This window comes from Pseudomonas sp. IT-P218, assembly GCF_949767605.1.
In the GTDB taxonomy this organism is placed as follows: domain Bacteria; phylum Pseudomonadota; class Gammaproteobacteria; order Pseudomonadales; family Pseudomonadaceae; genus Aquipseudomonas; species Aquipseudomonas putida_AE.
The window spans coordinates 96,996-115,607 of sequence record NZ_CATKQQ010000055.1; the positions used below are offsets into that span (position 1 = coordinate 96,996).

Sequence of the window (18,612 nt, forward strand, 5' to 3'; positions counted from 1 at the left end):
GTGGGAGCCAGCCTGCTGGCGATGCCGCCATCAGGTCCAAAACAGGATTCGACTTTAACCAGCCTTGCGCAACGCCTCGATCAACTCCTGCTTTCGCATCGACGATCGCCCGGGAATGTCTTTCGCCCGGGCCTCTTTCCTCAAACTATCGACGGTCTGGGTATCGCGCGAAACCTTGCTGCTGCGCGGATGGCCGTCACGGCTGACGACGGCGCGACGTGCAGATTCCTTGCGATCCGCGGACTTGGCACTGGCCGGCTTCTTGCGCGCGGAACCCCCGGCACGCTCACCACCACCGGAGTGTTTGTTCACCGTCGCCCAGGCACGCGCTTCGGCTTCGTCCCTGGACACGCCCTTGTGCTCATAGCTCTCTTCGATGTGTTCGGCCTTGCGTTTCTGCTCGGCGGTGTATTTGTCTTTGCTTCCACGAGGCATGGGATTTCTCCTGGCTTGCTGATGGGTTCAAACATCCAGCTTGCGTGCCGCCTCAACGCCGGCAGCGCTGAGCTTGATCGGCAGATTCAGCGAGTGCTCGCCGTCCTCGTTGCACTGCACGTTGCCGTGCTGGATCAGTCCACGTTCCTGCAGTTCGGCGAGGGTACTGGCGACGATCTTCTCCCCCCGGTAATTGTCCAACACCTCCTTGCCCAGGCCACTCGGGTGGGCGTGCAGCAGGCGGGTCAAGACTTCTTTTTCCAGGTTTTTATCGACGTTCATGGTTACCTCTTCGTTGCGATGGGTAGGTGGTGCGGTGAACTATTGGCTCACGCCCCCTAAAGAGCCCGAGCCACCTTCGGTGGTGGTCGAGCCGATGCCGGGGGCGGCGTTATCGGGTGTCTTGGTATCGGGCTGGTTCAGGCCACCCTGGCGGCCGGTATCGTTGCCCTGGATGCGCGGATCGGTACCGGTTGACGGCGGCAGGCTGCTGTCGACGCCCGTGCCGTTGGTGTTGATGCCGGGGGCGCTCTGGATGGCGGGGGCTCTGGGCGATTCGACCGGGTTGGTCGGGCCGGTGCCGGACGCGGTGGTGGCAGCATTGGCAAGCGGGGAGAGCAGGACAGCGAGGGCGAGAGCGGTCAACCGGGGCGTGCGCATGGTGGTGTCTCCATTGATTTAGAGTCCCTACCTGATGTTGGTCCGCCCCCGTTTCGGATTGGTGCCTGATGAACGACGAACGGTTCAGGCTTGCAGCAATGACCTGGTCGAGCTCAGCCGACGCCAGATCAGGCGACCCACGGTGATCAGCCAGTTGAGGCCGGCGACCGCCAACAGGGTGTACAGCAGCGTCGCCATTCCTTGCTCGACGATGATTTTCCCGGCAAGCAGCGGGAAGCCGAACACGCCGATGAAATACGACAGACTGAACAGCAGCAAGGATTGCGCGGTGGTGCCGTTCGGCGCCTCATTCGCGGCCAGGCCGTTGATCACCGAATAGGTCAGGCCGTAACCGACCCCGAGCATCACCGCCGCCAACACATAGCTCAAGCCATCGTCGACCACGAAACCGAACATCAGGATCGAGCCCATCATCAGGCCCGACAGCAGGCACGAGGCGCGCAGCGGATCGCGCTTGACCACGAAGCCGGCGATCAGCAGGCGGCTGCTGATCGCCGCACCCATGAAGCCGAGGAAGAACAGCGAATAGTCCAGTGAGCGCGCGGCGGCGTAGCTGGTCTGGAAACTCGACAGGCCGCCGAAAACGCAACCGCCAAGGCCGACCATGACGATCGGCAGCACCGCCCGGGACGACAGCACTTGCGCGGCGGCACGCCAGGAAATCCGCGACACGGCAGTCGAGGGCACGGCCGCTTTTTTCAGCTGGCCATCCAGTCTCCAGAACAGCAACACGCCCATCAGGCTGGCCAGCGCGGCCAGGTAAAACGCGGCAGTCACCGGATAGCCCAAGGCACTGGCGGCACGACCGAGCAAAGGACCACTGCCGATTCCGCTCATCATGCTGCCCGACAGCAGGGCAAAATATTTGGCCCGTTGCGCAGGCGTCACCAGGCTCGCGACGATGATCGGCCCGAGGGTATAGAACACCCCCCAGCCCAAGCCCAGCAGCAGCCCGAAAAACAGCAGCCATTGGCCAAAGCCCGGTGTCAGGGCAAAGCCCAGGCTGGCGACCACCAGCAACAAGCCGAACAGTGCCACCGAGCGGGCCGCACCGAGCAGGTCGCACAGGTGGCCGGAAACGATCACCGCCGAGAAGGTACTGAGCATCGCCGCCGAAATCACGCTGCCGGCATCGTGCTCGTTACCCCCGCGAGAGCCGATCAGCAATGACAGCAAAAAAGTCGAGCCGTAGGACAGGGACAGCAAGTAGCTGGCCAGGCAAAACAGGCCGAACAACTTGCTGGAGACTTGAGGTGTTGCAGTAGACATGACGCGGTTCCTTGACCCGATAGATACCCAGGGCCTCTATCTACCACGCCGGGCGCCAAGGATAGGTCCGAGGTTCGCGATGCCAGGGTTAGCGGTGGGCGGAGTAATGCCCGGGATGACATTTTCATTTCCCATGTGACGAGCGCCACGCACCGCCTTAGTATGGCGTTTTCAACTTTTGACAAGGCACGTCCATGACGATCGAAATCCGCCCGGCGACCCCCAGTGACGCACCGCAAATCCTCGCGTTCATCACTGAACTGGCCGACTACGAACGTGCCCGCCATGAAGTCATCGCCAGCGTCGCCGACATCGAACGCAGCCTGTTCAGCGAAGGGGCCACGGCCCATGGCCTGATTTGCCTGCGCGCAGGCGTGCCCATCGGTTTTGCCGTGTTCTTTTTCAGCTACTCCACGTGGCTGGGCAGCAACTGCCTGTACCTCGAAGACCTGTACATCACGCCTGAGCAGCGTGGCGGCGGGGCGGGCAAGACCCTGTTGCGCCACCTGGCGAAAATCGCCTGTGCCAACGACTGCGGGCGCTTCGAATGGAGCGTGCTGGAGTGGAATACGCCGGCCATCGACTTCTACAAATCCCTGGGTGCGCAGCCGCAGGAGGAGTGGGTTCGCTACCGCATGGATGGCAAGGTGCTGAGAGAGTTCGCAGACGGTAATTAATCACGGCGTAAACCCATCTGTAGGAGCTGGCTTGCCAGCGAAGGCGACCTGAAGAGCAGCGCAGCACCTCAGGTTGGATCACCAGCAAGCCGGCTCCAGGGCTGTGTATGTTTCAAATATCGCAGAAATCAACGTCTGCGATTTTTTTTGTCTGAAATAAGCGTATCCCAATATATGGGAGTGATAATTATATATTGAGATTTATCGGCGCCAAGGTTTATAGTCCGCTCACTCACTGCCAAAAACAGAACAGGTGAAGCGATGCAGGCGCAATTGATCGCGCTCGACTGGGGGACAACCTCATTACGTGCCTACAAACTTGCCGCGGGCGGCCAGGTGCTCGAACAGCGTTCGCTGTCGTCGGGGATCATGCAGTTGCCCAAGGCTGGGCGAATCATCAACGGCCGCGAATGCGTCGACGGGTTTGAACTGGCGTTTGACGAAGCCTGCGGTGACTGGCTCGACCAACAGCCCGACTTGCCGGTGATCGCCTGCGGCATGGTCGGCAGCGCCCAGGGCTGGCGCGAAGCGGCCTATCGCGACACGCCGGCGAACGTCGCCAACCTAGGCACCGCCCTGCAAAGCGTACGCAGCCTTCGCGGCGTCGATGTACACATCGTGCCGGGCGTGATCCAGCGTTCGCGCCTGCCGAACGTGATGCGCGGCGAGGAAACCCAGGTGCTCGGCGTGCTGCACAACCTGGCGGGCGAGGCGGGCGCCGATCTGCTGATCGGCCTGCCGGGCAGCCATTCGAAATGGGTGGAAGTGGCCGATGGCTGCATCGTGCATTTCGACACCTTCATGACCGGCGAAATCTTCGCAGTGCTCTGCGAACACAGCATTCTTGGGCGCACCCAACAGCGTGGCGGGTCATTCGATGGCGACGCGTTCGATCGCGGCGTGCAGGTGGCGTTGTCGACGGACGGCGAGATCGGTCCCTTGTCTACCCTGTTCAGCGCCCGCAGTCTCGGCCTGACCGGCGAACTCAGCGCCACGGCGCAAGCGGATTATCTGTCCGGCCTGCTCATCGGCCATGAACTATCGGCCCTGGCGTGCGTGCAGCGGCGTCGACGCAACAGCGTGCACCTGCCTTCGATCATCCTGATCGGCAATGCCCAACTGTGCAGCCGCTACAGCAGGGCGCTCGATGCCTGCGGTTTTTCCCAAGTGACGCTGGCCGAGCAGGCCACCGAACGCGGCTTGTGGCAGCTGGCCCTGGCGGCCGGCCTGGTCGCGGCCAATCCCCATCGTTAACCCTGACTGGAGTCCTGACATGCTCAAACAAGCACTGGCGCAAAACGGTCTGATCGCGATCCTGCGTGGCCTGCGTCCGCAAGAAGCAGCTGCCATCGGCGAAGTCCTGTACGCCGCCGGATTTCGCGTCATCGAAGTGCCGCTCAATTCCCCCGAGCCGTACGAAAGCATTCGCATCCTGCGCAGCAGCCTGCCCGCCGATTGCCTGATCGGCGCGGGCACGGTGCTGACGCCGGAGCAGGTTGAGCAGGTAAAAGCGGCGGGCGGCCAGGTGATCGTCATGCCCCACAGCGATCCCAAGGTGTTGCGTGCGGCGAAAGCGGCCGGCCTGTACCTGTCGCCCGGTGTCGCCACCCCGACCGAGGCCTTCGCGGCACTGGCCGAGGGCGCTGATGTGCTGAAGCTGTTCCCCGCCGAGCAGATGGGCCCGGCGGTCGTCAAGGCCTGGCTCGCGGTGTTGCCCGCCGGGACCATTCTGGCGCCGGTTGGCGGCATCACCCCGGACAACATGCAGGTGTTCATCGACGCCGGCGTCAAGGGCTTCGGCCTCGGCTCCGGGCTGTTCAAACCGGGCATGACCCCGGCGCAAGTGGCGGCCAATGCCAAGGCCTACGTCGCTGCCTGGAAAGCCCTTCGCTAAGACTTTTTTGGCGCTGCGTGCGCTGCATCTAATAAGAGCTGCATTGATAAAAAGAGAGCACAGATGAAAATCACCAAACTGACCACCTTCATCGTTCCGCCACGCTGGTGCTTCCTCAAGGTCGAGACCGACGAAGGCGTGACCGGCTGGGGCGAGCCCGTGGTCGAAGGCCGCGCCCACACCGTCGCTGCCGCCGTTGAAGAATTGTCCGACTACCTGATCGGCAAAGACCCGCGCAACATCGAGGACATCTGGACCGTGCTCTATCGCGGCGGCTTCTACCGAGGCGGCGCGATCCACATGAGCGCCCTGGCCGGTATCGACCAGGCGTTGTGGGACATCAAGGGCAAGGCCCTGGGCGTGTCGGTCAGTGACCTGCTGGGTGGTCAGGTGCGGGACAAGATCCGCGTGTATTCGTGGATCGGCGGCGACCGTCCGGCAGACACCGCGCGGGCGGCGAAGGAAGCGGTCAGCCGGGGTTTCACCGCGGTGAAAATGAACGGCACCGAAGAGCTGCAGTTCCTCGATACCTTCGACAAGGTCGACCTGGCCCTGGCCAACGTCGCCGCCGTGCGTGACGCGGTGGGGCCGAACGTCGGCATCGGCGTCGATTTCCATGGCCGGGTGCACAAGCCCATGGCCAAGGTGCTGATGAAGGAACTCGACCCGTACAAACTGATGTTCATCGAAGAGCCGGTGCTCAGCGAAAACTACGAAGCGCTGAAAGAACTGGCGCCGCTGACCAGCACGCCGATCGCCCTGGGTGAGCGGCTGTTCTCGCGCTGGGATTTCAAGCGCGTGCTCAGCGAAGGCTACGTCGACATCATCCAGCCCGATGCTTCCCACGCCGGTGGTATCACCGAAACCCGCAAGATCGCCAACATGGCCGAAGCCTACGACGTGGCGCTGGCGCTGCATTGCCCACTGGGCCCGATTGCCCTGGCGGCGTGCCTGCAACTGGACGCGGTCTGCTACAACGCATTCATCCAGGAGCAGAGCCTGGGCATCCATTACAACGAGAGCAACGACCTGCTCGACTACGTCAAAGACCCGCGGGTATTCGACTACGACAAAGGTTTCGTCAAGATCCCCAACGGCCCGGGCCTGGGCATCGAGATCAACGAGGAATACGTGATCGAACGCGCCGCCGTCGGCCACCGCTGGCGCAACCCGATCTGGCGCCATGCCGATGGCAGTTTTGCCGAGTGGTGAGTGCTCCCTGATCCACCACCTATCCCCTGTGGGAGCCAGCCTGCTGGCGATTCGGTCGGTACATCCAGCGATGATGGTGACTGACACACCGCCATCGCCAGCAGGCTGGCTCCCACAGGTTGATCTCCATGCACAGGGAGATCTGCGTTACTGGTTCGACCTCAATAAACATAAAAAGAGGCACTCCCCATGCAACCGCAAACCCTCACCGGGCAGGCGTCGTTGGCGGCGCCCAGCCGCAAGCGTTTTTTCATCATGGTGCTGCTGTTCATCACCGTGGTGATCAACTACCTGGACCGCAGCAACCTGTCGATCGCCGCACCAGCGCTGACCAGCGACCTGGGCATCGATCCGATCCACGTCGGCCTGATCTTCTCGGCCTTCGGCTGGACCTACGCCGCCATGCAGATTCCCGGTGGCTGGCTGGTGGACCGGGTGCCGCCGCGTATTCTCTACACCGCCGCACTGATGCTGTGGTCGATTGCCACGGTCATGCTCGGCTTCGCCGGCAGTTTCATCGCCTTGTTCGTGTTGCGCATGGCGGTTGGTGCTCTCGAAGCACCGGCCTATCCGATCAACAGCCGCGTGGTCACCACCTGGTTCCCGGAGCGTGAGCGCGCCACGGCCATCGGTTTCTATACCTCCGGGCAGTTCGTCGGCCTGGCTTTCCTGACGCCGGTACTGGCTTGGCTGCAACATGAATTCGGCTGGCACATGGTGTTCGTCGCCACCGGCGCAGTGGGCATTCTCTGGGCGGTGATCTGGTACGCGGTGTATCGCGAGCCACGGGATTTCAAAGGCGCCAACGAGGCCGAAATCGACTTGATCCGCGAAGGCGGCGGGCTGGTGGATATCCAGGCCGAACAAGCCAAGGTCAAGGCCAAGTTCAGCTGGACCGACCTGGGCATTGTCCTGACCAAGCGCAAGCTCTGGGGCATCTACCTCGGCCAGTTCTGCCTCAACTCGACGCTGTGGTTTTTCCTGACGTGGTTCCCGACGTACCTGGTGAAATACCGCGGCATGGACTTCATCAAGTCCGGCCTGCTGGCGTCGCTGCCGTTTCTCGCAGCGTTCGTCGGCGTGCTGTGTTCCGGGTTCTTTTCCGACTTGCTGATCCGTCGCGGCTACAGCGTAGGGTTCGCGCGCAAGTTGCCGATCATCAGTGGCCTGCTGATTTCCACCTCGATCATCGGCGCCAACTTCGTCGAATCGACGCCGCTGGTGATTGCCTTCCTCGCGCTGGCATTTTTCGGCAACGGCCTGGCGTCGATCACCTGGTCGCTGGTGTCGACCCTGGCGCCGGCCCGTTTACTGGGGCTGACCGGTGGGGTGTTCAACTTCATCGGCAACCTGTCGGCCATCGCCACGCCCATCGTCATCGGCTTCCTGGCCAGCGGTGACTCCTTTGCCCCGGCCATCACCTATATCTCGGTGCTGGCGTTGATCGGTGCACTTTCCTACATCTTGCTGGTGGGCAAGGTCGAGCGTATCAAGTTGTAGTCGTGACCTGCGGGCGACCATAATGCCGCCCGTTCACTCGCTCAACGGTAAAGGCTGGATATGCAGGAAGACGCCCCAAAAATCGCCAAGGACGCCGCACCGACTGGCACCCAGACCCTGCTTCGCGGTCTGGGTGTGGTTCAGGCCGTGGCCAGTGGCGCCCGCGATCTCAAGGAAATCGCCCGGTTGATTGGCACCACGCGCAGCACCACCCATCGCCTGGCCAGTTGCCTGGTGGACGAGCGTTATCTGCGGGTGGTGCCGCAGGTCGGTTATCTGTTGGGGCCCAAGCTGATCGAGCTGGGATTCCAGGCGCGCGAAGAATTGCCGCTGGTGACCCTGGCCGGGCCGTATCTGGATGAATTGTCGGCAGCCACTGGCGACACCATCCACCTGGCGATCCGTGAAGGCGACGAGGTGCTGTACCTGCTCAAGAATCCGGGGCGCAACGGACCGGAAATGCGCTCGCGGGTCGGCCATCGCATGCCGTTGGCGCGCACCGGGATCGGCAAGGCGTTGATGCTCGATGACTTGCCGCAGGAATGGCAGCGCCTGTACGAAGTCAGCCTGCCGGTAGGTGGGAAAAATCTGTTCTGGCCGCAGCACCCGGAGCAGTCCTGGGAGCAGTTCCAGCAGCGCATGGTCGAGTACGTGGCCGGTGGCTACGCCTTCGACCTGGAGGACAACGAACCGTCGATCCGCTGCGTGGCGGCGCCGATCCGCGATGCCAGCAAACGCATCGTCGCCGGCATCAGCATCGCCAGCACCGTGCCGTACATGCCGCTGGAAAAAATGGCCGAGCTGATTCCCCTGATCAAAGGGGTCACGGCCCGGTTGTCGGCGGAGCTTGGCCTCAAGGTTTAGACCTTGAGGGTCGCCATGTCGATGACGAAGCGGTACTTCACGTCACCGGCGATCATGCGGGCGTAGGCCTCGTTGATCTGGCGGATGTCGAGCATTTCGATGTCGCAGGTGATGTCGTGCTCGGCGCAGAAATCCAGCACTTCCTGGGTTTCGGCGATGCCGCCGATCAAGGAACCGGCGAGCACACGACGGCTCATCACCAGCTTTCCGGCATGCATGGGTGGATCCACCGGTTCGATCAAGCCCACCAGGATGTGCACGCCGTCGAAGCGCAGGGTGTCGAGGTAGGGATTGAGGTCGTGCTGCACCGGAATGGTGTCGAGCAGGAAGTCGAAATGTCCCGCCGCGGCCTTCATCTGTTCGGCATCGGTGGACACGATGACGTGGTCCGCGCCTTGGCGGCGGGCCTCTTCAGCCTTGCTCGCCGAACGGGTGAACAACGTCACTTCGGCGCCCATGGCCTTGGCGAACTTGATGCCCATGTGGCCAAGGCCGCCCATGCCCAGAATCCCCACCTTGTCGCCGGCCTTCACGCCATAGTGCTTTAGCGGCGAGTAGGTGGTGATGCCGGCACACAGGATCGGCGCGGCACTGGCCAGGTCGAGCTTTTGCGGAATACGCACCACGAAGTGCTCGCTGACCACGATGCTGTCGGAGTAACCGCCCATGGTGTTGCTGCCGTCTACGCGGTCGGGGGTGGCGTAGGTCATGGTCGGGCCTTCGAGGCAGTATTGCTCGAGGTTGGCCTGGCAGGCGTCGCAACTGCGGCAGGAGTCGACCATGCAGCCGACGCCGACCAGATCGCCTACTTTGTGTTTGGTGACATTCGCACCGATGGCGGTAACTTTGCCTACAATTTCGTGGCCAGGCATCAAGGGGTATACGGCAATGCCCCACTCGTTGCGGGCCTGATGGATGTCGGAGTGGCACACGCCGCAGTAGAGAATCTCGATGGCGACGTCGTCGGGCCGTGGGCTGCGGCGTTCGAATTTTACCGGGGCGAGGGGAGTGGTGGCCGACTGGGCGGCGTATCCGATGGCGGTGTACATGGTGAACCTCGCAAAAGCGCTGACAAGTGAGGTGGCGCATTCTGGGCGCCGGACCCCATCGCGGCCATGGCGATTCCTCCGGGTGTCATGCCTATTCCTCCGGCATCGGCTCTTGATCGATCGCACTGGCGATCAGACCTGCGATGATGCTTTCATCCCTATTTCCGTGAAGCTTTTCCAATGTTGTTGACCCGTCACCTTGATGCCAATGCCGCGCTGGTTTCGCTGATTGAGCCGTTGTCGACCCGCGACGGATTCGTCCCGACCGCGTTGCCGGGCGTGCAGGTTCTGCGCGCCAGTTGCGATGTGGCCCGTGGCCCGCAGATCTACGAGCCGAGCCTGGTGATCATCGCCCAGGGCAGCAAACTGGCGTACCTGGGGCCGCGCACCCTGGAATATGGGGCAGGGCACTATCTGATCCAGGCGCTGCCGGTGCCGTTCGAGTGTGAAACCTTTGCCGCACCGAGCGGGCCCATGCTGGGTGTGTCTGTGGCGATCGACCGGGTGATGCTCGGCGAGTTGGTGTTGGCGATGGGCTTGGCGCCGGGGCGGCATATTGCGGCACAAACACCGGAGTCCATGACCTCGGCGGTGCTCGATGACGCCATGCGCGGTTGTGTCGAACGCTTGTTGCGCTGCCTGCACGATCCGCTGGAATGCCAGATCATGGGGCAAGCGCGTTTGCGGGAATTGCTGTTCGTCGCCTTGCGCGGTCCGCAGGCGGATGTGTTGCGCGCCCTGGTCGAGCAGCAGGGACAATTCGCGCGGATCGCGGCATCCCTCAGCCATCTGCATGCGCATTACACCGAGCCGCTGAACGTCGAGACCCTGGCCAGCTGCGCCAACATGAGTGCGTCGACCTTTCATGAGCATTTCAAGCGCAGCACCTTGCTGTCGCCGGTGCAATATCTGAAGCGATTGCGTTTGCTTCGGGCGCAGCAGTTGTTGCTGGGCGAGGGGCTGGGCGTGGCGCAGGTGGCGCATCGGGTGGGGTATCAGAGCACGTCGCAGTTCAGTCGCGAGTACAAGCGCTACTTCGAGCGTAATCCGGGCGAGGAACGCGCTGCCTGAACCCGTAGGGAAACCCTGTGCGAGCCTGCTCCCACATTGGATCTAGGTTGATTCATCAATCGCAGGCAACAAAAAGGCCCCCATTTCGGGAGCCTCGATGTCCAGGCGTTCGGCTTACATGTTCGGGTAAGTCGGGCCGCCAGCGCCTTCCGGCGTCACCCAGGTGATGTTCTGTGCAGGGTCCTTGATGTCGCAGGTCTTGCAGTGAACGCAGTTCTGGGCGTTGATCTGGAAGCGCTTCTCGCCGTCTTCCTTGGTGATCACTTCGTACACGCCAGCCGGGCAGTAACGCTGTGCCGGCTCATCGTACAGTGGCAGGTTCTTGCTGATCGGGATGCTCGGATCGGTCAGCTTCAGGTGGCAAGGCTGCTCTTCTTCGTGGTTGGTACCGGAGATGAACACCGAGCTGAGTTTGTCGAAGCTGATCTTGCCGTCCGGTTTCGGATAGTCGATCTTCTTGCAGTCGGCGGCCAGTTTCAGGCACGCGTAATCCGGCTTGGTGTCGTGCAGGGTGAACGGCAGTTTGCCGCCGAAGATGTTCTGGTCCAGCCAGTTGAAACCGCCACCGACGATGGCGCCGAACTTGTGGATCGCCGGGCCGAAGTTACGGCTGGCGAACAGTTCTTCGTGCAGCCAGCTGTTCTTGAACGCGTCGACGTAAGTGGTCAGTTCTTCAGTACCGTCCTTGTCGGCGAACAGTGCGTCAGCCACCGATTCAGCGGCGAGCATGCCGGACTTCATCGCGGTGTGGCTGCCCTTGATCTTGGCGAAGTTCAGGGTGCCCAGATCGCAACCGATCAGCGCGCCGCCCTTGAAGACCATTTTCGGCAGCGAGTTCAGGCCGCCCTTGCAGATGGCGCGGGCGCCGTAGCTGATGCGCTTGCCGCCTTCCAGGTACTGCTTGAGCACCGGGTGATGCTTGAGGCGCTGGAACTCGTCGAACGGCGACAGGTAAGTGTTGCTGTAGGACAGGTCAACGATCAGGCCGACTACTACCTGGTTGTTTTCCAGGTGATAGAGGAACGAGCCACCGGTGTTCTCGGTGCCCATGATGTCCATCGGCCAACCGGCGGTGTGCACCACCAGGCCTGGCTGATGCTTGGCCGGGTCGACTTCCCAGATTTCCTTCAGGCCGATGCCGTAGTGCTGGGCATCAGCGTCAGTGTCGAGGTTGAAGCGCTTGATCAGCTGCTTGCCGATGTGGCCACGGCAGCCTTCGGCGAACAGCGTGTACTTGCCGCGCAGTTCCATGCCCGGGGTGTACAGGCCTTCTTTCGGATTGCCTTCGCGGTCAACGCCCAGGTCGCCGGTGATGATCCCGCGTACCACGCCGTTTTCGTCGATCAGGGCTTCCTGGGCGGCGAAGCCCGGGTAGATCTCCACGCCCAGGTTCTCGGCCTGCTGGGCCAGCCAGCGGCACAGGTTGCCCAGGGAGATGATGTAGTTGCCTTCGTTGTGCATGGTCTTGGGCACAAAGAAGTCTGGAATTTTCTGCGCGCTTTCAGCGTTCTTCAGCACGAAGATGTCGTCGCGGGTGACCGGCGTGTTCAGCGGCGCGCCGAGTTCTTTCCAGTTCGGGAACAGTTCGTTCAGGGCCCGAGGCTCGAACACCGCACCGGACAGGATGTGAGCACCGACTTCGGAGCCTTTTTCGACCACGCAGACGCTGATTTCCTTACCGGCTTCGGCGGCCTTCTGCTTCAATCGGCAGGCAGCGGAAAGACCAGCGGGGCCGGCACCGACGATGACCACGTCGAATTCCATGTATTCGCGTTCCACAGGTTATCTCCTACTCAAGGCTCAACAGTTTTTTTTCTAATTAGGGAGGTTGGGTGTCGCATCCGTGAATCCCTGCGTGACGCCGGGAGAGGACAATCGATTAACCACCTTTCTCTTTGGTGGCGCATTATATCTACACCACTCTCAGCGTCCAATACAAACGTTTGTTTGAAATGGCTCCAAGCCAGAGAAATCAAAGTCACCCGGCTTATGAACGGCCATTTTGGCGTATTGACCGGAATAGGTGTTCCGGTCAAGATACGGGCGGTTTTGCGCTCGCCGTAGGCTGACTGTTGGTTTCAAGAGCACCTCTAAAGACAGGGCGATGGCAGGAGAGAATGACGCTGCGCTTGCTTGATGCGCAGTTTACACGCCGCGATGTTGAATGACTCCTCAGTCACCACTGACGAACGGTCATACAGATCATGAGCGATGGTCACTTGACACCTTTGCCGGCGTTTTTGGAGGTGCCCTTGCGCCCGATGAGCATCAACCGCCAGGTTCGCCTAGGCGACTTTCTTTTCACCGGAGAGTAACGAGGAATCCATGAAGGTTCTTGTAGCTGTCAAACGCGTTGTGGATTACAACGTGAAAGTTCGCGTCAAGGCGGACAATTCCGGCGTCGATCTTGCCAACGTCAAGATGTCGATGAACCCGTTCTGCGAGATCGCCGTGGAAGAAGCCGTACGCCTGAAAGAGAAGGGTGTTGCGACTGAAATCGTCGTCGTCTCCGTCGGCCCGTCCACCGCTCAAGAGCAACTGCGCACCGCGCTGGCTCTGGGTGCCGACCGCGCCATCCTCGTCGAGTCCGCCGAAGACCTGACCTCCCTGGCCGTTGCCAAACTGTTGAAAGCTGTAGTCGACAAGGAACAGCCTCAGCTGGTGATCCTTGGCAAACAAGCGATCGACAGCGACAACAACCAGACTGGCCAGATGCTGGCTGCACTGAGCGGCTACGGTCAGGGCACCTTCGCTTCGAAAGTCGAAATCAGCGGCGACAGCGTTGCCGTGACTCGCGAAATCGACGGCGGCGCGCAGACCGTTTCCCTGAAACTGCCGGCCATCGTCACCACCGACCTGCGTTTGAACGAGCCGCGTTATGCGTCCCTGCCAAACATCATGAAAGCCAAGAAGAAGCCTCTCGAAGTGCTGACTCCGGACGCTTTGGGCGTTTCCACCGCCTCCACCAACAAGACTCTGAAAGTCGAAGCGCCTGCTGCACGCAGCGCGGGTATCAAGGTCAAGTCGGTGGCTGAACTGGTCGAGAAACTGAAAAACGAAGCGAAGGTAATCTAAATGACTATCTTGGTTATTGCTGAACACGACAACAAAGTGCTGGCCCCGGCCACGCTGAACACCGTTGCTGCCGCCGCCAAGATTGGCGGTGACATCCACGTTCTGGTTGCAGGCCAGGGCGCTGGCGCCGTGGCTGAAGCCGCTGCGCAAGTGGCTGGCGTGAGCAAAGTATTGGTCGCTGATAACGCTGCCTACGCTCACCAACTGCCGGAAAACGTCGCTCCTCTGGTCGCAGAGTTGGGCAATGGCTACAGCCACATCCTGGCTGCCGCCACTTCCAACGGCAAAAACATCCTGCCGCGCGTTGCCGCTGCACTGGACGTTGACCAGATCTCCGAGATCATCTCGGTAGAAAGCGCTGACACCTTCAAGCGCCCGATCTACGCTGGTAACGCCATCGCTACCGTTCAATCGAACGCTGCAGTGAAAGTGATCACCGTGCGTGCCACCGGTTTCGATCCGGTTGCCGCTACCGGTGGTTCGGCGGCTGTTGAAGCCGTTGGCGCTGCCCACGACGCTGGTATCTCCAGCTTCGTCGGCGAAGAGCTGGCCAAGTCCGATCGTCCGGAACTGACCGCTGCCAAGATCGTCGTTTCCGGCGGGCGCGGCATGCAGAACGGCGACAACTTCAAACACCTGTACGCTCTGGCCGACAAGCTGGGCGCTGCCGTCGGTGCTTCCCGCGCCGCGGTCGACGCAGGTTTTGTTCCGAACGACATGCAGGTCGGTCAGACCGGCAAGATCGTTGCTCCACAGCTGTACATCGCCGTCGGTATCTCCGGCGCGATCCAGCACCTGGCCGGCATGAAAGACTCCAAGGTGATCGTTGCGATCAACAAGGACGAAGAAGCGCCGATCTTCCAGGTGGCCGATTACGGCCTGGTGGCGGACCTGTTCGAAGCCATCCCTGAGCTGGAGAAGCTGGTCTAATCCGGCTGCTTCACTTATAAAGAGCCCGACCCTTTGGTCGGGCTTTTTTTTTCCTGTAGGAGCGAGCTTGCTCGCGATGGACGTTAACGATGACGCGCGCATTCTGCATGAACGCGGCACATCTGAGACCATCGCGAACAAGCTCGCTCCTACAGGGATATACACGGTCTCAACGGGAGAGTATTGCCATGGATCTGCGTCTTGCGTGGAGCTTGCTGGGATTGATGCTTTTGCCGACGCTGTCCGTCGCCGCCGGAAAGTGCGAACGCCTGGTGGTCACCGGCAGCCCGGATGCGCCACCGTACCTGTGGCAGGACCCGCAAAATCCCAAGCACCTGATCGGTGCCAGTGCCGATTTGTTGCAGCAGGTAGCAGGGCAGTTGGGGATCAAGGTCGAAATGCTCTATGCCGGCAAACGCTCCCAAGCCCTGGACGAAGTACGCAGCGGGCGCATGGACATGCTGGCCGATGCACCTTTGACGGTCACTGAGCTGGAATCCCTGGATTACATTCATCCACCGTTGCTGGAAAACGATTACCTGGTCTGGACCCGCAGGGACTCGTCGCTGGTCTACAACGAAGTGCAGGACCTGCATGGTCATCCAGGCGCTTTGTCGGAAAAGTCTCGATTGACCTCGGCATTCGCTACTTACGCCGAGCAGCAATTGGCCCTCACACGTACGCCAAACCTGACCCAGGCCTTTCAGAAACTGCTGTTGGGCGAGGTGGAATTTGTCCTGGCCGGGCGCTACTCCGGCATGGCAATGGCGCAGACGTTGGGCATGGCCAATGACCTGGTTGCCCGAGAGCAACCGGTCGACAGACCTGGACTGTTCCTGGCGGTTTCCCATAACTCCGCCTGCAACGATCCGTGGTTGCGCGGACAGCTGGCCAAAAAGATGACAGAATTGCCCGCGTCCGGACTGACGGAGGTCGCGCTGCAACGCAATATCGAGCGTTGGAACGCGCAGCAGAAAAAACCTGTCAGTACCCCAAAACAGTAAGGATTTTTAGTGAGTATCCGACCTCTTTTCGCTGCCCTGGCCCTTCTGGCCCTGGCGGGTTGTGCAGCCGATCCGGCGCCGATTGAACAAATGCGCCTGACCGAACAGGCACTCGAGCAAGCGAAGGCCGTGGGCGCCACTGCCGACGAAGTGCCGCAAATGAAACTGGCCGAAGACAAGTACAACCGCGCCAAGGGCAGCATGGCCGACCAATCGTTCAGGAATGCGCGGATGCGCGCTGAACAGGCCGAACTGGATGCGCGCCTGGCAGAAGCCCGGGTCCTGACCCTCAAGAGCGAAGAGCAGCTGAACGTGCTCAACACCCGCATCGCCCGCCTGCGCAAGCAACTGGGAGATGCCCAATGAGCCTCAAGACCCTAACCCTCGGCGGTGTGATCCTGGCCGGCTGCATGAACCTTTATGGTTGCGCCGGTCAGCACAGTGAGTCGGCATTGCAGCAGGCCGGTGCTGATTTCCAGAAGGTCAAGGAAGACTCCAACGTGTTGCGCATCGCGCCAAAGGACGTGATTCGGGCCGGTGAGTCCCTGGCCCGCGCCGATCGGTTGTCCAGCTATTGGGGCAGCGGTTCGGACGTGGTGCATTACGCCTACCTGAGCCAGCGCTACAGCGAAATCGCTCGCGAGCACACCAACCAGGTGCTCAACGAAGAGCGCGCCGCGAAGCTCGAACTGGAGCGTCAACGCCTGCAACTGGCGTTGCGCGAATCCAAGCTGTTCAGCGTGCAGCAGCAGGGCAAGTTGCTCGAAGAACAGATTGTTGCGCTGGCGACCACCCAGACCGATCGTGGCCTGGTGATGACCCTGGGCGATGTGCTGTTCGACACCGGTGAAGCAGAGCTGAAAAACTCGGCCAATCGCGTGGTGCTCAAGATCGTGCAATTCCTGCAGCTCAACCCCAAGCGTGTGGTGCGGATCGAGGGCTACACCGACAGCACCGGCGGCAAGCAGGACAACCTCAAGTTGTCGCGGGACCGTGCGCAATCGGTGGCTGACGTCTTGATGGACCTGGGCATCGACGACAAGCGCATCAAGGTGGAAGGCTACGGCGATGAATACCCTGTGGACGTGAACGCTTCCGAGCGCGGCCGTGCGCAGAACCGTCGAGTGGAAATCGTGTTTTCCGACGAAAAAGGCCAGTTGGGCGCCGCCCGCTGAATGTGAAATCCGGCCTGTAGGAGCTGACGAGTGAAACGAGGCTGCGATCTTTTGATCTTCCTTGAAACTCAAGTGACCCTGTAAAGATCGCAGTCTCCTTTCAGTCGACAGCTCCTACAAATCTCGTACTACCCGGCGCTGCCATACAGCGCCGGGTTTTTTTATGTCTGCCAAATATCTCGCAAAACAGTACAGTTCTTGCTGACACTGCACTGTACTGTCGACTATTGTGGCAACTGTCCCCGTACACTTCTAAACTGTTCCGGTATTGTTTTACACAAGAATAAAATACCCGTGAAATCGAGTGCTGCGTCATGACCAACCTCTTGCTCTACCAACGTATTGCTCAGCAACTGGCCGAAGACATCCGCCGTGGTGTCTATCAACCGGGCGAGCGCGTGCCTTCGGTGCGCAAGATGAGTTCGCAGCTCAACGTCAGCCATGCCACGGTGTTGCAGGCGTATGCCAACCTCGAGGATCAGGGGCTGATCCGCGCGCGGCCGCAGTCCGGTTACTACGTGCACCAGACCCCGGCGCTGACGGCGCCGACCCCGGACATCGCCCGGGTCGAACGGCCAGGCCTGGTCACCCGCAGCAGCATCATCCAGCAGGTGTTGGTCGAATCGCGCCGTGAGGGCGTTTTTCCCCTGGGCGCCGCGGTGCCCAGCGTCGACTATCTACCGGTGCGGGCGCTGCATCAGCAGTTGGCCAAGGTCACCCGGTTCCATAGCCCGCGGGCTTTCAGCTACATGTTCAGCCCCGGTTTCGAACCCTTGCGCCGACAGGTGGCGATCCGCATGCGCGATGCCGGCGTGGTGGTCGACCCCTCGGAAGTGGTGATCACCCACGGCTGCGTCGACGCCTTGCAGATGTCCCTGCGGGTGCTGACCCGGCCCGGTGACCTGATCGCAGCCGAGTCGCCAACCTACTACGGTTTGTTGCAGCTGGCCGATCTGCTGGGCCTCAAGGTCATAGAAATTCCCAGCGACCCGTCCACCGGCATGAGTCTGGAAGCCCTGCAATTGGCCGCCAACCAGTGGTCGATCAAGGCGCTGGTGCTGACCACTCGTCTGAGTAACCCGCTAGGCGGCACCATGCCCGAAGAGCGGCAGAAGCAGCTGCTGCGCCTGGCGTCGGACTTCGATATCCAGATCGTCGAAGACGATATCTACGGCGAGCTGATGTTCGAGCAGGGCCGCACCAAATCGCTCAAGGCCTATGACCGCCTGGATCGCGTGATCTATTGCTCCAGCTTCTCCAAGACCCTGTCACCCGGGGTGCGGATCGGCTGGATGATTGCCGGCAAGTACCAGCAGGAGATCCAGCGACTGCAGACTTTCAGTACTCATTCAGCCTGCAGCGTCACGCAGATGGGCATTGCCGCCTATCTGGAAAACGGTGGCTACGACCGCCATTTGCGTTACATCCGCCAGGAGTACCGCAAGAACCTCAGCGCTTTCCAGCTGGCGGTGCAGCAGTATTTCCCCGAAGGCACGCAGATGACCCGGCCGACCGGCGGTTTCATTTTGTGGGTGAGCCTGCCGGGACGGGTCAACACCCAGGAACTGCACGTGCGCGCGTTGCAGCAGGGCATCAGTATCGCGCCAGGGCTGATCTTCAGTAACACCGAGCAGTTCAATCACTGCATCCGGCTCAATTGCGGGATCCCATGGAACCGCGAAGCCGAACGGGCGTTGATGACCTTGGGCATGCTCGCTACCCAGCTTTGCCAGGAGATGGCCGGCGGCTTTTGACCGAGCGGTTCCGGTCCGTGCT

General features: G+C 61.2%; 19 protein-coding genes. 13 read left to right on the plus strand and 6 right to left on the minus strand.

The window, feature by feature from the left end:
• Positions 1–54 precede the first annotated feature (54 nt).
• From ACM6I6_RS23135 to ACM6I6_RS23150, 4 genes are all read right to left on the minus strand, one after another.
• Positions 55–435 carry a Rho termination factor N-terminal domain-containing protein gene (locus tag ACM6I6_RS23135; RefSeq protein WP_414920765.1) on the minus strand — a complete coding sequence of 127 codons (381 nt, stop codon included), beginning with the start codon at positions 433–435 and terminating at the stop codon, positions 55–57.
• A gap of 27 nt (positions 436–462) precedes the next feature.
• The gene (locus tag ACM6I6_RS23140; RefSeq protein ID WP_274072983.1) at positions 463–717 is read right to left on the minus strand and encodes a hypothetical protein; all 255 of its coding nucleotides are present in this window, start codon (positions 715–717) and stop codon (positions 463–465) included.
• Positions 718–756: 39 nt separating this feature from the next.
• The gene (locus tag ACM6I6_RS23145) at positions 757–1,095 is read right to left on the minus strand and encodes a hypothetical protein (protein ID WP_414920766.1); all 339 of its coding nucleotides are present in this window, start codon (positions 1,093–1,095) and stop codon (positions 757–759) included.
• An 84-nt stretch (positions 1,096–1,179) separates the two neighbouring features.
• The gene (locus ACM6I6_RS23150) at positions 1,180–2,385 is read right to left on the minus strand and encodes an MFS transporter (RefSeq protein ID WP_414920767.1); all 1,206 of its coding nucleotides are present in this window, start codon (positions 2,383–2,385) and stop codon (positions 1,180–1,182) included.
• A gap of 194 nt (positions 2,386–2,579) precedes the next feature.
• On the opposite strand from ACM6I6_RS23150, the gene ACM6I6_RS23155 reads away from it, so the two are divergent.
• The 6 genes from ACM6I6_RS23155 to ACM6I6_RS23180 all read left to right on the plus strand — a co-directional run bounded on the left by ACM6I6_RS23155 (position 2,580) and on the right by ACM6I6_RS23180 (position 8,532).
• Entirely contained in the window at positions 2,580–3,062 is a 483-nt protein-coding gene (locus tag ACM6I6_RS23155) for a GNAT family N-acetyltransferase (RefSeq protein ID WP_274072986.1), read from the plus strand.
• Between the two features lie 261 nt (positions 3,063–3,323).
• Complete coding sequence (locus tag ACM6I6_RS23160) at positions 3,324–4,316, plus strand: 2-dehydro-3-deoxygalactonokinase (protein WP_414920768.1); 993 nt, start codon at positions 3,324–3,326, stop codon at positions 4,314–4,316.
• Between the two features lie 19 nt (positions 4,317–4,335).
• Positions 4,336–4,956 (plus strand): 2-dehydro-3-deoxy-6-phosphogalactonate aldolase, encoded by a 621-nt coding sequence (locus tag ACM6I6_RS23165; protein WP_274072988.1) that lies wholly within the window; start codon positions 4,336–4,338, stop codon positions 4,954–4,956.
• A gap of 63 nt (positions 4,957–5,019) precedes the next feature.
• Positions 5,020–6,168 (plus strand): galactonate dehydratase, encoded by a 1,149-nt coding sequence (dgoD, locus tag ACM6I6_RS23170; RefSeq protein ID WP_046815968.1) that lies wholly within the window; start codon positions 5,020–5,022, stop codon positions 6,166–6,168.
• Positions 6,169–6,357: 189 nt separating this feature from the next.
• Positions 6,358–7,668, plus strand: coding sequence for an MFS transporter (locus ACM6I6_RS23175; protein ID WP_414920769.1), 1,311 nt, complete (start codon positions 6,358–6,360; stop codon positions 7,666–7,668).
• A 60-nt stretch (positions 7,669–7,728) separates the two neighbouring features.
• Positions 7,729–8,532 (plus strand): IclR family transcriptional regulator, encoded by an 804-nt coding sequence (locus ACM6I6_RS23180; RefSeq protein WP_414920770.1) that lies wholly within the window; start codon positions 7,729–7,731, stop codon positions 8,530–8,532.
• Here the strand turns inward: ACM6I6_RS23180 and ACM6I6_RS23185 are convergent.
• Positions 8,529–9,581 carry an NAD(P)-dependent alcohol dehydrogenase gene (locus ACM6I6_RS23185; RefSeq protein ID WP_414920771.1) on the minus strand — a complete coding sequence of 351 codons (1,053 nt, stop codon included), beginning with the start codon at positions 9,579–9,581 and terminating at the stop codon, positions 8,529–8,531. The genes ACM6I6_RS23180 and ACM6I6_RS23185 overlap by 4 nt on opposite strands.
• A gap of 180 nt (positions 9,582–9,761) precedes the next feature.
• On the opposite strand from ACM6I6_RS23185, the gene ACM6I6_RS23190 reads away from it, so the two are divergent.
• Positions 9,762–10,652, plus strand: coding sequence for an AraC family transcriptional regulator N-terminal domain-containing protein (locus tag ACM6I6_RS23190; protein ID WP_408598216.1), 891 nt, complete (start codon positions 9,762–9,764; stop codon positions 10,650–10,652).
• A gap of 114 nt (positions 10,653–10,766) precedes the next feature.
• Here ACM6I6_RS23190 and ACM6I6_RS23195 read toward each other — a convergent pair whose 3' ends face one another.
• Complete coding sequence (locus tag ACM6I6_RS23195) at positions 10,767–12,431, minus strand: electron transfer flavoprotein-ubiquinone oxidoreductase (RefSeq protein ID WP_274072993.1); 1,665 nt, start codon at positions 12,429–12,431, stop codon at positions 10,767–10,769.
• 546 nt (positions 12,432–12,977) lie between these two features.
• On the opposite strand from ACM6I6_RS23195, the gene ACM6I6_RS23200 reads away from it, so the two are divergent.
• From ACM6I6_RS23200 to ACM6I6_RS23225, 6 genes are all read left to right on the plus strand, one after another.
• The gene (locus ACM6I6_RS23200; RefSeq protein ID WP_015093946.1) at positions 12,978–13,727 is read left to right on the plus strand and encodes an electron transfer flavoprotein subunit beta/FixA family protein; all 750 of its coding nucleotides are present in this window, start codon (positions 12,978–12,980) and stop codon (positions 13,725–13,727) included.
• Positions 13,728–14,657 carry an electron transfer flavoprotein subunit alpha/FixB family protein gene (locus ACM6I6_RS23205; RefSeq protein WP_274072994.1) on the plus strand — a complete coding sequence of 310 codons (930 nt, stop codon included), beginning with the start codon at positions 13,728–13,730 and terminating at the stop codon, positions 14,655–14,657.
• A gap of 188 nt (positions 14,658–14,845) precedes the next feature.
• Positions 14,846–15,661, plus strand: coding sequence for a substrate-binding periplasmic protein (locus tag ACM6I6_RS23210; protein WP_414920772.1), 816 nt, complete (start codon positions 14,846–14,848; stop codon positions 15,659–15,661).
• 9 nt (positions 15,662–15,670) lie between these two features.
• The gene (locus ACM6I6_RS23215; protein ID WP_274072996.1) at positions 15,671–16,027 is read left to right on the plus strand and encodes a DUF4398 domain-containing protein; all 357 of its coding nucleotides are present in this window, start codon (positions 15,671–15,673) and stop codon (positions 16,025–16,027) included.
• Positions 16,024–16,836: an OmpA family protein gene (locus ACM6I6_RS23220; protein ID WP_274072997.1), complete on the plus strand. Its 813-nt coding sequence runs from the start codon at positions 16,024–16,026 to the stop codon at positions 16,834–16,836. Before ACM6I6_RS23215 ends, ACM6I6_RS23220 begins: the two co-directional genes overlap by 4 nt.
• Before the next feature lie 314 nt (positions 16,837–17,150).
• Positions 17,151–18,590: a PLP-dependent aminotransferase family protein gene (locus tag ACM6I6_RS23225; protein ID WP_020799971.1), complete on the plus strand. Its 1,440-nt coding sequence runs from the start codon at positions 17,151–17,153 to the stop codon at positions 18,588–18,590.
• Positions 18,591–18,612: the final 22 nt, after the last annotated feature.

Excerpts from the sequence above, each read along its gene's own strand:
- ACM6I6_RS23135 (WP_414920765.1), bottom strand. The coding sequence starts at position 435 with ATGCCTCGTGGAAGCAAAGACAAATACACCGCCGAGCAGAAACGCAAG.
- ACM6I6_RS23140 (WP_274072983.1), bottom strand. The coding sequence starts at position 717 with ATGAACGTCGATAAAAACCTGGAAAAAGAAGTCTTGACCCGCCTGCTG.
- ACM6I6_RS23145 (WP_414920766.1), bottom strand. The coding sequence starts at position 1,095 with ATGCGCACGCCCCGGTTGACCGCTCTCGCCCTCGCTGTCCTGCTCTCC.
- ACM6I6_RS23150 (WP_414920767.1), bottom strand. The coding sequence starts at position 2,385 with ATGTCTACTGCAACACCTCAAGTCTCCAGCAAGTTGTTCGGCCTGTTT.
- ACM6I6_RS23155 (WP_274072986.1), top strand. The coding sequence starts at position 2,580 with ATGACGATCGAAATCCGCCCGGCGACCCCCAGTGACGCACCGCAAATC.
- ACM6I6_RS23160 (WP_414920768.1), top strand. The coding sequence starts at position 3,324 with ATGCAGGCGCAATTGATCGCGCTCGACTGGGGGACAACCTCATTACGT.
- ACM6I6_RS23165 (WP_274072988.1), top strand. The coding sequence starts at position 4,336 with ATGCTCAAACAAGCACTGGCGCAAAACGGTCTGATCGCGATCCTGCGT.
- dgoD (WP_046815968.1), top strand. The coding sequence starts at position 5,020 with ATGAAAATCACCAAACTGACCACCTTCATCGTTCCGCCACGCTGGTGC.
- ACM6I6_RS23175 (WP_414920769.1), top strand. The coding sequence starts at position 6,358 with ATGCAACCGCAAACCCTCACCGGGCAGGCGTCGTTGGCGGCGCCCAGC.
- ACM6I6_RS23180 (WP_414920770.1), top strand. The coding sequence starts at position 7,729 with ATGCAGGAAGACGCCCCAAAAATCGCCAAGGACGCCGCACCGACTGGC.
- ACM6I6_RS23185 (WP_414920771.1), bottom strand. The coding sequence starts at position 9,581 with ATGTACACCGCCATCGGATACGCCGCCCAGTCGGCCACCACTCCCCTC.
- ACM6I6_RS23190 (WP_408598216.1), top strand. The coding sequence starts at position 9,762 with ATGTTGTTGACCCGTCACCTTGATGCCAATGCCGCGCTGGTTTCGCTG.
- ACM6I6_RS23200 (WP_015093946.1), top strand. The coding sequence starts at position 12,978 with ATGAAGGTTCTTGTAGCTGTCAAACGCGTTGTGGATTACAACGTGAAA.
- ACM6I6_RS23205 (WP_274072994.1), top strand. The coding sequence starts at position 13,728 with ATGACTATCTTGGTTATTGCTGAACACGACAACAAAGTGCTGGCCCCG.
- ACM6I6_RS23210 (WP_414920772.1), top strand. The coding sequence starts at position 14,846 with ATGGATCTGCGTCTTGCGTGGAGCTTGCTGGGATTGATGCTTTTGCCG.
- ACM6I6_RS23220 (WP_274072997.1), top strand. The coding sequence starts at position 16,024 with ATGAGCCTCAAGACCCTAACCCTCGGCGGTGTGATCCTGGCCGGCTGC.
- ACM6I6_RS23225 (WP_020799971.1), top strand. The coding sequence starts at position 17,151 with ATGACCAACCTCTTGCTCTACCAACGTATTGCTCAGCAACTGGCCGAA.